The organism is Streptomyces sp. NBC_00996, from assembly GCF_045162675.1.
Lineage (GTDB): Bacteria > Actinomycetota > Actinomycetes > Streptomycetales > Streptomycetaceae > Streptomyces.
The window spans coordinates 5,243,066-5,255,679 of record NZ_CP108723.1 but is presented as its reverse complement, the minus strand read 5'-3'; the positions used below and the strand labels follow the sequence as shown (position 1 = coordinate 5,255,679).

Annotated in this window: 11 protein-coding genes and 2 pseudogenes; 9 read left to right on the top strand and 4 right to left on the bottom strand. The window is 67.6% G+C overall.

The window, feature by feature from the left end:
- Positions 1–40: 40 nt before the first annotated feature.
- The gene (locus tag OG390_RS24750) at positions 41–1,285 is read right to left on the bottom strand and encodes a plasmid pRiA4b ORF-3 family protein (protein WP_406171116.1); all 1,245 of its coding nucleotides are present in this window, start codon (positions 1,283–1,285) and stop codon (positions 41–43) included.
- Positions 1,286–1,419: 134 nt separating this feature from the next.
- Between OG390_RS24750 and OG390_RS24745 the strand changes: the two genes are divergently transcribed.
- Together OG390_RS24745 and OG390_RS24740 are read left to right on the top strand one after the other, a co-directional pair.
- Positions 1,420–1,737, top strand: a complete 318-nt coding sequence (locus tag OG390_RS24745; RefSeq protein WP_406171115.1) for a hypothetical protein — start codon at positions 1,420–1,422, stop codon at positions 1,735–1,737.
- A 9-nt stretch (positions 1,738–1,746) separates the two neighbouring features.
- Positions 1,747–3,102 (top strand): helicase-associated domain-containing protein, encoded by a 1,356-nt coding sequence (locus OG390_RS24740; RefSeq protein WP_406171114.1) that lies wholly within the window; start codon positions 1,747–1,749, stop codon positions 3,100–3,102.
- 413 nt (positions 3,103–3,515) lie between these two features.
- On the opposite strand, the gene OG390_RS24735 is transcribed toward OG390_RS24740, so the two are convergent.
- Both OG390_RS24735 and OG390_RS24730 read right to left on the bottom strand, forming a co-directional pair.
- Entirely contained in the window at positions 3,516–4,988 is a 1,473-nt protein-coding gene (locus OG390_RS24735; protein WP_406171113.1) for an ATP-binding protein, read from the bottom strand.
- Between the two features lie 720 nt (positions 4,989–5,708).
- A pseudogene (locus OG390_RS24730) lies at positions 5,709–5,945 on the bottom strand (DUF6009 family protein); the annotation flags it as partial.
- Positions 5,946–6,154: 209 nt separating this feature from the next.
- Between OG390_RS24730 and OG390_RS24725 the strand changes: the two are divergent.
- Positions 6,155–6,724: pseudogene (locus tag OG390_RS24725) on the top strand (hypothetical protein); the annotation flags it as partial.
- 93 nt (positions 6,725–6,817) lie between these two features.
- Here OG390_RS24725 and OG390_RS24720 read toward each other — a convergent pair.
- Positions 6,818–7,432 (bottom strand): hypothetical protein, encoded by a 615-nt coding sequence (locus OG390_RS24720; protein WP_406171111.1) that lies wholly within the window; start codon positions 7,430–7,432, stop codon positions 6,818–6,820.
- Between the two features lie 296 nt (positions 7,433–7,728).
- Between OG390_RS24720 and OG390_RS24715 the strand changes: the two genes are divergently transcribed.
- From OG390_RS24715 to OG390_RS24690, 6 genes are all read left to right on the top strand, one after another.
- Complete coding sequence (locus OG390_RS24715; protein ID WP_406171109.1) at positions 7,729–8,001, top strand: hypothetical protein; 273 nt, start codon at positions 7,729–7,731, stop codon at positions 7,999–8,001.
- The gene (locus OG390_RS24710; RefSeq protein WP_406171107.1) at positions 7,998–9,365 is read left to right on the top strand and encodes a putative T7SS-secreted protein; all 1,368 of its coding nucleotides are present in this window, start codon (positions 7,998–8,000) and stop codon (positions 9,363–9,365) included. The genes OG390_RS24715 and OG390_RS24710 overlap by 4 nt, the downstream gene beginning before the upstream one ends.
- Before the next feature lie 152 nt (positions 9,366–9,517).
- Entirely contained in the window at positions 9,518–10,069 is a 552-nt protein-coding gene (locus OG390_RS24705) for a hypothetical protein (protein ID WP_406171105.1), read from the top strand.
- Positions 10,070–10,109: 40 nt separating this feature from the next.
- Complete coding sequence (locus OG390_RS24700) at positions 10,110–11,174, top strand: hypothetical protein (RefSeq protein WP_406171103.1); 1,065 nt, start codon at positions 10,110–10,112, stop codon at positions 11,172–11,174.
- On the top strand, positions 11,171–11,434 hold the full coding sequence (locus OG390_RS24695; RefSeq protein WP_406171102.1) for a hypothetical protein: 264 nt from the start codon (positions 11,171–11,173) through the stop codon (positions 11,432–11,434). Before OG390_RS24700 ends, OG390_RS24695 begins: the two co-directional genes overlap by 4 nt.
- Positions 11,431–12,600 carry a tyrosine-type recombinase/integrase gene (locus tag OG390_RS24690; RefSeq protein ID WP_406171100.1) on the top strand — a complete coding sequence of 390 codons (1,170 nt, stop codon included), beginning with the start codon at positions 11,431–11,433 and terminating at the stop codon, positions 12,598–12,600. The genes OG390_RS24695 and OG390_RS24690 overlap by 4 nt, the downstream gene beginning before the upstream one ends.
- Positions 12,601–12,614: the final 14 nt, after the last annotated feature.

The following is a 12,614-nucleotide window of genomic DNA, read 5'->3' as shown; positions in this document are numbered from 1 at the left end:
CCAGGGCCGTGAACGGCTGCGGGGCAGGACGCCTTGTCTTTCATGGTGCCTTGAGGTGCAGCAGCCGTGCGTTGGCCTCGTCTGGCGTGAAACGGCCAGGGGCGAATTCCGTGGCGGACCGAAGTCCGAGCCACGCCAGCATGGCGTGGTGTTCCTCATGGGCCGGGTCGGCGAGGATCACTTTGAGATCGCTGTAGCCGGGGGCGCCGCCGCAGTCCTCGGGCGGGCACGCCCCAGCACCGTCCATACAGTGCGGGTAGTGGAGCCCGGCTGAGGCTGTCTCGAACCGCTTCACGGTGATGAGGTGCTCCCAGGAGTCCCCGAAGTCGTATGTGTACACGAAGTGGGTGCCCGGTTTGAGCAAGTCGGCCAGTGTGGCGATGCGCTCATCGCGGAATCCGAGTTCACCGCCGGGACGGCCGTACTGGACGCCGTCGATGGTGAACGCGTGCATGTGGCAGTTCTGCCAGCCCATCGCGTCCTGGATCACGGAGTGGAGCCGGTCCAGGCTGATCGCGGCGGGCACAAGTAGTCGCCGCCAAACTCGGGGGCTGTCCACATCCGCCAACTCGACGAGGATCTGCAACACCGCGTCGCCGGGCTCGGGCTCGCCGCGCATTCGGGCCGTCTCGGTGCGGCCGTCCGCCGTCAACTCGGCGCTTTCCCCGGCGACATGGACAGCGCCCAGGGAAGCGAGGGCCTTCAGGACTCGCTGGATGTCGTGGTCGTTGGCGGTGCGCAGATGCCGCAGACGGTCGGGGGACAGGTCGTCGAGCACGTACAGCGGGCTGACCGCCTGCCACACCACCTCCTGCAGGTCACTGAGCGGCACCGGGGTCGTGGCCGCGTATAGCCGCTGAAGCAAGGCCCGCAGGCCCCGGTCGTACTCGTGCGCGAACAGGGACTCCAGCCAGCCGGACACCGTTACGGCGGGGCCGATGTGCGGTAGTGCGGCGAACAGCGCGCGACGCAGCTCGTCGGGGCGGTCCAGCAGCTTGGCGTTCTTCTTCACCGGCAGCAGGCGCCCGCCCGCGGCCCGCAGCAGTCGTGCAGCCTTCGCCCACTCGACCAGCAGCGTGAGGTGGTACAGCTCCTCGCTGGACTTCGTTTTGAACGTACGGTCTCCGATCACCGGGTCCATCCGGTCGCCGGTGTCCAGAATCTCCACCAGCGCACGCGCGTCGGCGAGCGTCACACGGCCGGTCTGGGTCAGCTTGCGACCCGCACCGACCCAGCTGACCAGCGCTCGCACCTGCTCGACGGTCCTGCCTACTGCCTCACCCATGTCGACCCACACGTTCCGGCTCGATTGCGCCCGTTGCCACCAAGCCCAGGATGACAGGCGGCGGGTAGCTGGGCCGGGATGCCCTCACGTGCACTCCGTCGTGGGGCATGACGCGTGCGTGGCAGACTGCGACGGTGACCACGCACGACGAGGAACTGCTGGCCCGGGTACGGGAGATGAGGGAGCGCGGCAGCGCGCCGAAGCAACTGGCCCAGGCGATCGTGCGCGACGCGGTCACCTACGCCGGCGGGCTCGGCTTCGAGCCCGCGGCCGGCTTCACCGACGCCGCCGTGCACCTGGGAACCGCGCCCGGCGATCGCCCCACCATCGGCTTCGGCCGGGACGGTAAGCCGTTCTATTTCTCCGGTCCCTACGACGATCCGCGCAAGGTGGTACAGGCGCTGGAACGCACCTGCGGGACCGGCAACTATCACTATGCCGCCCACCTGTAGGAACGGGACGTGAGCGGCACGAAGCAGGGAATACGCGCAGTGGCACCGGTCGAATGGCAACAGCAGTCCACCGACGCTCCGCGGGTCCGGCACACCGAGCATGAGGCGCAGACCAGCCTGCTGGCGGTGCTGCGTCTGTGCGCCGCCGGCAAGCTGAGGTGCAGTGAGAAGACCCGTCGCCCCGGCGCCGCCACCGTCGCGGCGGTCGCCGACGTCCTGGAGGGCGGCGACTTCTATGAGCACGAGGCCATTGCCGCCTTCGCCTGGCCGATGCTGCTCCAGGCAGGCGGCCTCGCCCAGCTCACCGGCGGTCGGCTGGCGCTGACTCCGCGCGGACGGGCCGCGCTGACCCGGCCACCGCACCTGACGATTGCTCAGCTGTGGCAACGCTGGCTGAACAACAGCCTCCTGGACGAACTCTCCCGCGTCGAAGAGATCAAGGGCCAGCGCTCGGCGAACGTCCTGACTGCCGCCAAACCGCGCCGCAAGCTCGTCGGCAAGGCACTCGCCGGCCTTACCCCGGGTGAGTGGACAAGCATCGACGGCCTGTTCACCGAGATGCGCGCGACTGGTCTGAATCCCGTCGTCCACCGCAGTGAACGCGCCCTGTGGAAGCTCTACCTGGAGGATCCCCAGTACGGCAGCCTCGGCTACGACGGCCACCACGGCTGGTCCCTCCTCCAGGGCCGGTACACCCTGACGGTGCTCTTCGAGTACGCCGCCACGCTCGGCCTCATCGACATCGAGCACGTCGCCCCGGAGGGCGCCCGCGACGACTACCGGCACAACTGGGGCGGCGACTACCTCGACCGGCTCAGCCGCTACGACGGCCTGACCGCGGTCCGCCTCAACCCGCTCGGTGTGTACGCCCTCGGACTCACCGGCGACTACGCCCCCACTCCGGCACCGGCCGTCCCTACGGGCAGGGTCACCGTCCTGGCGAACTTCGACATCGTCGCTCTCGACGGGCTGCCCTCGGCCGACGCACTTCTCCTGGACACGTTCGCCGACCGGAAATCCGACCGGGTCCGGACGCTCAGCACCGCGTCCCTTCTGAGCGCCCTCGACCGCGGGCACACTCTCGACGAGTTCCGCCGCTACCTGGACCAGGCAGCCTCGCACCCTCTGCCCCAGACCGTCACCACGCTGCTGGACGATACCGCCCGCCGCACCGGCCGACTCCGTGACACAGGGCAGGTCCATCTCATCGAATGCGAGGACGAGACACTGGCGGCCCTCGTTGTCAGCGACCGCCGCCTGCGCGCGTTGTGCACCCGGCTCGGCGAACGCCACCTCGTGGTCTCCCCTGAGCGGCTACAGGCGTTTCGCAAGGCCACTCGCGCCCTGGGCTACCCGCTGGGATGAGGCGAGCAGACCACTTGGGGGGCGGCCCCAGGGCCGGGCCCGGGGCGCACGTCGATGCGGGATCCCTGGTCACCGCGGGAGCGGTCCGCCGTGCGAGCGAAATGAGTTGAATGCCGGAAATAAATGAGACCAAAACTGAGACCAGAGCATGACGAAGCTCCGGACCGCGAGATGCGGCCCGGAGCTTCGTTTCGCCTGTTCAGGCGGCTGCGGAGGATACGAGATTCGAACTCGTGAGGGGTTGCCCCCAACACGCTTTCCAAATGTTCGTCTGGGGGTTCGGCGGGGGACGGGAACGTTCTGACCTGCGGTGGAGCAGTCCGTTCAGACGCTTCCGGACGCCGCTGAACGGAGATGAATGCAACTAAAACTGCAACCACGATCCCGGCTCGCTCAGCGCGTCGGGGCTGGCGTCATGTTTGGCCGTACAACATCGGCAGGCTGATCAGTTGGATGTCGAGGGCGCCCTCCGATGCGGCCTCTGCCTTGTCGTTGAAGCCCGCCCCGCTGAAGCAGAGCAGCCGGGTGTGGGTGGTGTCGTAGCGTCCGGCCTGGGTGATGAGGTCGCGAATGTGCTGGAGGCGTTCGATGTGGGCGATGCCCATCGTGTCGTTCCATTTGGCTTCGCCGATGGCCAGCAGCGGGGGCTTCGTGCCGTCTGCGATGCCGATGACCGCTACGTCGACCTCGTGGCCGGTGCGGGCCTTGGGGTCGTGGACGACGCCGTGGCCGACGCGGGCGGGCAGGCCGCCGAGCAGGTCGGGGTCGGCGTGGTGCAGGGCCCAGTCGCGGCAGATCTGCTCGAAGTGGGGGCCGAGGACATTGCTGACGTAGCGGCGACGGCTCGCCTGCCAGACACGGGCGGCGCTGCCGGGGCGCTCCAACTGGTCCCATACCGGGCGCATGATGGCGTGGTAGAAGCCGATCAGGGGTTCGGCGATGCGGTAGGTGGGCCGGTTGTCGCGGAAGGCATCGGCGTCCCGGTGGAGCAGCCCGGCGTCTTCGAGGACGTTGATGGGGTGGGCGATGTCGGTGGCCTTGCGTTCCAGGTAACCGGCCATGCCGCCGCGGGTGGCGTTGCCGTCGGCGACTGCTGCCAGGACGGACAGATACAGGGCGGTGTCGCGCAGGTCGGGTTCCTCGGCCAGCAGGTAGCGGGCCTCGCGGAAGAGGGGCGTCTCTGGATTGAGGACGGTGCGGACGACCCAGTCGTCGAAGTCCTCCGGCCCGGCTGGGCTGTCGCCCCGGGCGAACTCACGCCGGTAGGCGGGCGTACCGCCGACGATCGCGTTGACCTGGAGGGCCAGCCAGGGGTCGGTGATGTTCCAGAACTCGGCGGCCAGACGGTGGTCGAGGGGACGTACGACCAGTTCCAGGCCGGCCCGGCCACGCAGCGGCGCGTTGCCTGACAGCAGCTTGCCCATAAAGGACAAGGCCGAGCCACACAGGAGGAGCCTGGCGCGGGAAGCGGTGCGCTGGTCCCGCAGCGGGCGGAACGCTTCCTGGATGATCGAGGGCAGCTCCGGGTTGGCTTTGGCGAGGTACGGGAACTCGTCGATCACGACCGGCACCGGCCGTTCTGCCCCGAGGGCGAGAAGGGCGTCGACCGCCTCGACCCAGTCGGCGAAGTGAAAGGGACTGGCGGGCTGGACATGGGCGGTGAGGGCGGCGCTGATACGGCGTAGGGATTCCGCGTCGGCGGCCTCCGTCGCTCCGAAGTAGAACCCGCCTGCGGCACGGCAGGCCGCGTCCAGCAGGAAGGTCTTGCCCTGGCGCCGCCTCCCCGAGACGACCCCAAGGGTTGCGCCGGGCTGTGGGTCGGTGACGAACCGGGTCAGCGACGACCACTCGTACTCGCGATCGAACATCTCGGCAGGCTTGTCCACGCGCCACCCCTCGCGACAGATATAGAAGTACGTATCTATAAAACTTACTCCTATATGTGCGCCGATGGTGCCGACGCGCGCAGTGACGGCGCATCGCGAGGGGAAACCTGGCCACGAGGACTGCTGCGCGCAGGACGACGTCCAACACGGTGTCGGCGGGAATACCTCGCAGCGCCAAGGCTGAGCGAAATGACTGTAATGCCCGACATAAACGCAACCAAAACTGCAACCAAAGCACGCCGAAGAGCCGGACCGTGATCACGGTCCGGCTCTTCGTTTCGCCTGTTCAGGCGGCTGCGGAGGATACGAGATTCGAACTCGTGAGGGGTTGCCCCCAACACGCTTTCCAAATGTTCGTCTGGGGGTTCGGGAGTGATCAGGAGTGTCCTGACCTGCGGTGCAGCTGGTGTGGGTGGGGCTTCTGAACGGTGCTGTACGCCGGTGAATGCAACCAGAACTGCAACCATGGATCTGCGTGTTCTGCCTGGTCAACGCTCCGCCGACTCCGGCTAGCGCCTGGTCACGGCTCCTGCGTGGAGGGTGGCTGTTTCCGGGAGCTTGGTCTGTTTTGCCACGGTATCGGCGATGGCCGCTATTATCTCTTCGGAGTTGGCCTAGAGCCAGCGTTTGAACTCTTCGCCGACAGCGGCTCCGAGCGTTTCCGGCACGCTCACCTCGTGCAGGTAGAGCCAGTCGGCGAACGCTTTCGTGACACCCTGTTCAACAGCGCGAGACTCCCTGGTCGAGGTGCTCCGGAACGCGAGGACCTAGGCCGGTCTGGGGAGTAGCACGGCTCCCCTTCGCTGCATGTCGCGCAGGAGGTGGAGGGGCTTCCGATGGAGCTGGAAGTGGGGAACCCCAGGCTCGCTCTGTAAGTTCACCCCAGGCGTCAGGGGCAACGGTTCGGGGGGCTACGCCTTCGCTGAGTGCGGTGGTCTTGTAAACGCCGTCGGGGCGCTCGGAGCGGACCCCGGGGGATCACCAGGGGATCTGCCGACCCCTCTCCGTGAGGCCCGCAGGTGCCGAGGGGAGCTGGTCCCTGGAACTGAGGCTGGGATGCCAGCCGCTCCCACGTCCTTCTCGATGCCCTGCGTGAGGGTCGTCTTCCCGGTGGCGTACGTGCCGACGAAGCCTATGCAGAACGGGAGTTGCTCTCTTACCCGGCGTCCCAGGACTGCGACAAGGAACCCTTCTGGGTGGACAAGGGCGACGCACCGCCAGCTGACATCCCGCAAGCCATCACACCGGAGAGGCTCGCCCAGCTCGCCTATGCCGAGATCCGCGTGCCGTCGACCAAGGTGAGCCTCGCCCCCGATGGCACGACGAAGGTGAACCTGCCGACCTGGGCATGGCTGAACGCCGCGAAGTTCAAGCCGGTCTCCGTCACCGCGTCCGTCCCGCTGCTCGGCATCAGCGCGACGACCACCGCCGAGCCGGTCTCGCTGACGCTCAAGCCGGGCACGGACGACGCGGTCACCTACCCCGCCTCCGGCCAGTGCGCGATCCACGACGGCCAGATCGGCGAGCCCTACGCCAAGGGCAAGGCCGACGAGACCCCGCCATGCGGGGTGAAGTACCTGCGCTCGTCCGGCGACGGCTCGTACAAGCTTCAGGCGACCATCACCTGGAAGATCAGCTGGACAAGCACCACCGGCCAGGGCGGCGACCTCCCGGACGGCACGTTCGGCGCCGATCAGGACGTCGTGGTCCAGGAGATCCAAGCCGTCAACCGATAGATGGTCAGGTGCGACGGGCTCGACGATTCGATTCGTTCTGCCGGCCGGGGGCAGATGGAATGGGCCACGTCGTGCCGGACAACGGGCGGGGGGTCAGTGCCGTGGGGAGTCGTCCCCCGTCACGCCCCGGCCGGCGGCGTCCAGGATCTGCGCGTACTTGGCGTACCTGCGGCGGGCCATCCACAGGCCCAGGAAGTACAGGCCGAAGACCGCCAGCCACACGAACGCCCCGACCGCCACACTCGTCGCGGTGAAACCGATCTTGGCAAGAGCGATGACGATCAGGATCGGCGCGATGAAGAGGAAGGGCAGCGTGCGCTTTCTCTGGACGTCACCGCTGAGGTCGACCTCAATGCGCGCGTGGAGAAGATCGACAGCGGGCCGGACCTTCGGAAGAGGCCGCAGTCCGCTCGCCACCGGCTTCATGCCGGGCGTGGGCCCGCCTCGCGGAGCCGAGGGGTACTGCGCCCGAGTCGCCGCGGCCCGCTCACGCGCTTCCGGGCTGGGATTCCGTCGGAAGAGAAACACGGGACGGGCGCTCCCCGACAGGGTGGGTTCGAGACCCGCGTACACGTAGCCGTACTGCTCGGCGATGTAGGCGTACGCCGCGAACTTCCGCTTGGAGTTCCAAGGGCTCTGGAAAGTAAAGGTCTCAGCGCCCCGCTCGTCCTCCCGGAGCAGGGCCCTGATGTGTCGCTCGACGCCCATCTTGCCTCCCCTTGGCCTGTGCGGGCTCGCTTCTGGCAGCGCTGCCCCGGCCGACCCGCCCTACTGTCTGCGCGCAGTCATCTTATGTGTGCTCGGATACGGGCCGACCGATCGCACTCGCAATGCTTGGGGCGGGCGTCTGACGAGTACCTGCCCATCATCATGGCGTCCATGATCGCCCCACCGATACCGTCGTACCCAGCAGCCTCTGCTGTGGGGGATGAACCAACGGGGCAAGAGTGAAGGGGGATGAGGCGGTGTCGTTCCTGAGATTCGCAGGCACCGAGGTCAGGGAGATGGCCAGGAACCTCGAGACCGGCGGCGGTCACATGAAAAGCGCGTCCAAGAAGATGTCGGCAGCCGATGCCGCTCGGATCGGGCACAGCGAGCTGCAAACCGCTTGCGACGACTTCGCGGATTCCTGGAACTACGGCTTCGGCCAGCTGTCCAAGATGACCAAGGGAGTCTCGAAGTTCGCCAAGAACGCGGCGGACAAGTTCGACGAACTGGACCAGAAGCTGCGAGACGAGCTGAAGAAGGCCGCCGAGCAGAGGAAGAAGGGCAAGTGAGCAGTCACGACTACCCGCATCTGGGATTCGACCCCGCGCCCGGCGACCTGGAGACCATTCGCGAGCTGGCTCTCACCGTCGGCACAGTCAGCCGCGACGGCGACACCACGAAGACCGAACTGGACAAGATCGGCACAGACGACGGGCTGTGGGTCGGAAAGGCCGCCAACGCGTTCACCGACACGTTCAGCGAGGTGCCGCCCTACCTCAAGAAGGCCCTGTCGGCCATGGGCGAGGCGGCACGCGCACTCGACACGTGGCACAGGGAGGTGAGCGCCTTCCAGACGCGCGCTCGACGCCTCGAGGAGGAGGCCGCCACAGCCGCCAAGAAAGCCAACGGCGCGAAGAGCGCCCTCGACGGGCTCCCCAGCGACACGACTTCGATGTCCGCTAAAGAGCTGGAGGAGCACAACAAGGACAAGAAGGCGAAACAGAGCGCCTACGACTCGGCCGACGACGAACTGGCGAGCATCCGCAGGCGCGCCCACACGCTGAACGACGAGTACAACACCTCGGCCACCCATGCCGCGTCACAGCTCAAGAAGGCCACCGACTACGCCCCGCCCGAGCCCGGCCTCTTCGACGAACTCGTGGGCATAGCCAGCGACATCCTCGAAGGCGCTTGGGACTGCGTCACGGACCCCAACTGGTGGAAGGCGCTGGGCGACGTACTCGCCGACATCGCGATGGTGATCGGGGTCATCTGCTTGATCACCATCTTCACCGGCGGACTGGGCTGGCTGGCCCTGGCAGGAGTCATCGTCGCGGCCGGCGCGCTGGCCGCCCACGGCATCGCCATGAAGATGGGCGCGGACGTCACCTGGGAGACACTCGCCTGGGACGCCGCCGGCCTGTTCGCCGCCGGCACCGGCATGGCAGGTGCGAGGCTGGCCCGAGCGGGGCGAGGTCTCGTCGTCGCAGGCCGTGAACTCAGGGCGGCGGAAGGGCTGCTGAGCCGCTTCGCCGGTGCCAGTCTCAGGAACCCCAAGTCGTGGATCTACCCTCTGTCGGCACCCTCGGGTGCGCTGCGGTCCCTTGAGGGCTTCGCGATGAGCGGCGGCGGGCGCGTGGCGGTAGGGATCGGTGAGGTGGTAGACAAACTCAGCACCGGCTCCGGGCTGATTCTGGCCGGCGGGTCCAACATCGAGCGCTGGTTCGGCGACAGCCTGAGCAAGCAGGACATCCCCATCATCGGGCCGATCCTGGACTTCATGAACCCGCCCGACAAGTACAACGACAACTACGACGACACCGACCTGGTGACCCCGCCCAGGGAGGTTGAGCCCCAGGTGATGCTGAGTTCCGCGGGAGACAGCTTCCTCAACGGCCTCAGGCCGACCGGTGGCGCGGGAGCAGTCGCGTGAACGTGAACGCCCGAGAGTCCCGCGGAGTCCAGGACGACGCAGAGACCGGAAAGCATTTCAGGTACGCCTTCAAATACGAGGTCCCTCACGCTTTCGTCGAGCTGCCGGACCCAGCCGACGACCGAGGATGGACACGTGCCCTGGAAGAACTCATGCCCGGAAGCGAGGAACCCGCACGCGTTATCGCCGCAGAGCAGATGCGTGCCGTGCTTCCCATGATGGCGGGGATCAACACCGTCGAGACCGGGCTGTGCGTGGGGACCGACGCCGGATCCCTCTCGACCGGATTCCTCGTCGTGTCCGTCCAGCACACCGGGCACGACAACCCCGTTCTGGCGGCCGAGGGCATCTTCCGCGCCAAGGAGCAGCAGTACTTCGCACAGGACACGGCCACCGAGGACGTGGATCACGAACTGGGGAAAGGGACCAGAGGGACGCAGGACCTCCTGCTCGCGACGCGGCTGCCGTGCGGACCGGCCGTCACTGCCGTCTCGATGCGTTCCATGACGTTCCCCGCGGGCAACAGCAAGGTGCCGCCTCCCGTTCTCGCCATAGGGTCGCTGCAGATGGTCATTCCCGCCCCGCGCGAGTACTGCGCCTACGTGACCATCTCCACCCCGACGATCTACCACCTGGACGCATACAGTGCGCGTCTCGCCCACATCGCCCGCACCTTCTCGTTCGACGTGCCGAAGGAACAGTGAGGCATTTCGGTTGGGTGGAGTCGGCAGTGAAGGAGCCGAGTTGGACGGGCTGAGTGAGCAGGAGTTCCAGGAGCGCGCGGGCGAGCTCTGGCCGGTCAATCGCTTCACGGCGGCGCCGCACCTGTTGAGCCCGTGGCTGACCCGGCGGATCCCGGCGTTGTCGCGGCGGGGCGCGATCGGGCTGTTCGTGAGCGCCGCGATGCCCGTCGCCGTCTTTCCCCTCCTTCTGGTGCTGCTGCCGGTCGACGCCGCCGCAGCGGTACGGCGCAATACGGTGCTGCTGGTCGCGGTCTGGCTGGTGGTGCTGATGCTGGAACTGGGCCGCTATGGCGTCGGAGTCCTGTCTCTGATCTGCCTCTACTTCATCCTGCTCGGGGCGGTGGTTGCTTCCACCTCCCTGTATGAGCAATTCGTCCTGCACGAGCGCGGACACTGGATGGAAGTGACGGTCGTCGGACAGAAGGCCGCGAGCAGGTCGTCGAGCGAGTCCTGTTCGCTGCGGTCGGTGCACGACGGGACCGTTCTGGAGCGTTCGCTGGGCGACTGCGGCGACCTGTCCGTCGGCGACCGCCTTCGGGTGTTCGCCGATCCGGAGGGCTATGCGACCCCCACGCGGCATCCGGGGGAGTCGGGCAGGTGGGGGCCGGCCACTGTCATTGCACTGAACGCGGCCTTGTCGGCAGCGATGACCGTGACGGTGGGCCTCGCGGCGGGGCTCGGCCACTGGCGACGGAAGCGGAGCGGCCTGCACGGCCGGGCGGCCGGCGACGCCGAGGCCCACTACGGGCGCTATCGCGGACCGCGACGTCCCGACGTGCGGCAAGACCCTCCGGTCGGCCCGCCCGAGGCGGAGCAGCGGCTTCGGGAGCTCCTGCGCTCCAGATCCTTCGACCGCCGCGGCTACATCCGCGTCTCACCCGGTGGCCCGTACCGAGGCATCACCCAGCAGCGAGCGGCCCGGATCGCCCGCGAGGAGGGCTTGCGAGCCGAGGCGCTCGGGAACCGCGGTTACTGGCGCTTCGCCGAAGAAGCCATCGAAGAGGTGGAGGGAGCCGTCGGGGTCGGTCCCGGCGGTGAAGAAGAGGAAGCGGCCGAGACGAAGTGAAAGACGCGGAGATCACGGGCCGTTTCGACGGACGCGGCCGTGCCGAGTTCGTCCTCGGGGGACTCCAGGGCATGGACGCCGACCAGATCACCGCCATCGCCTACGAGTTCGGCTACGACCTGGGCGAAACCGAGTTCGTGAGCAGGAGCGCGTACCGCATGATCTATGTCCGGAACGACTCCCCGGAGGTGCGTCGGCGCGCCCAGCAGACTCACCACAGACTCCGCGCCGGTGGCCCGCTCCTCCGCACGGCAGAGTGACGGTCGGCTTGAAGGATGACGGCAGGCCCGATCGTCGTCACATCGAGCGCAAGACAAAGACCGAGGTAACCAGGGCTGTCCGCGAGATGGAGCGGGCGCGGGACGCCAAGAAGCTCAAGAAGCCCGGCAAGAGCTGGACCTTGCAGAGCTGGCTTGAGCACTGGGTCGAGAACATCGCCAAGCCGTACGTCTCCGAGAACACGTACGACGGGTACGAGGTAGACGTACGCGTGCACCTCGTGCCCGGCTTGGGCGCTCACAAGCTCGACAAGCTGGAGCCCGAACACCTGGAGCGCTTCTACCGGAAGATGCAGGACTCCGGGAGCGCTGCTGGCACCGCTCACCACGTCCATCGGACGGCTCGGGTCGCCCTGGGTGAGGCAGTGCGGCGCGGGCACGTCCCGACCAACGTGGCCGAGATCGCCAAGGCTCCGCGTCTCGAAGAAGAGGACATCGAGCCGTTCACGATCGAGGAGGTGCAGAGCCTGCTTGTCGAGGCGGCCAAGCTCCGCAACAGCGCGCGCTGGGTCGTCGCCCTGGCACTCGGTCTCCGCCAAGGTGAGGCGCTCGGGCTGCACTGGGAGGACGTCGACCTCGACGCCGGGTACGTCCGTATCCGCAAGAACCGACTCCGGCCCAAATACACGCACGGCTGTGGGGACAACCCGTGTGGCCGGAAGGCGGGGTACTGCCCCAAGCGGGAGCAGACCCGTCGCGAGCACAAGTCCACCAAGTCCCGCGCGGGACGGCGCACGATCGGCCTGCCCGACCCGCTGATCAAGATCCTCCGCCACCACCAGGAGGTGCAGGAGAGGGAACGGATCGCGGCCGGTGCGGATTGGGAGGGCAAGGGATACGTCTTCGCCTCGCCGATCGGTGGGCCGCTGAGCCCGAACACCGACTTCCACATTTGGAAGCGGCTTCTTCGGGATGCGGGCGTTCGGGACGGGCGGCTTCATGACGCTCGCCACACGGCGGCGACCGTGCTGCTGATCCTCGGCGTCCCTGACGTCGTGATCGACTCGATCATGGGGTGGGAGCCCGGGGGAGCGGCACGGATGCGCGCCCGGTACATGCACATCACCGGCCCGATGCTCCGGAAGGTCGCGCAGCAAGTGGGAGACGCGCTCTGGGCTCTGCCCGAAGCCAACCGGCGAGCCAACTGAGACGGAAACTGAGA

Coding starts and splice junctions, on each gene's coding strand:
- OG390_RS24705 (WP_406171105.1), top strand. CDS start 9,518: ATGCCCGGAAGCGAGGAACCCGCACGCGTTATCGCCGCAGAGCAGATG.
- OG390_RS24715 (WP_406171109.1), top strand. CDS start 7,729: ATGGCCAGGAACCTCGAGACCGGCGGCGGTCACATGAAAAGCGCGTCC.
- OG390_RS24720 (WP_406171111.1), bottom strand. CDS start 7,432: ATGGGCGTCGAGCGACACATCAGGGCCCTGCTCCGGGAGGACGAGCGG.
- OG390_RS24750 (WP_406171116.1), bottom strand. CDS start 1,285: ATGGGTGAGGCAGTAGGCAGGACCGTCGAGCAGGTGCGAGCGCTGGTC.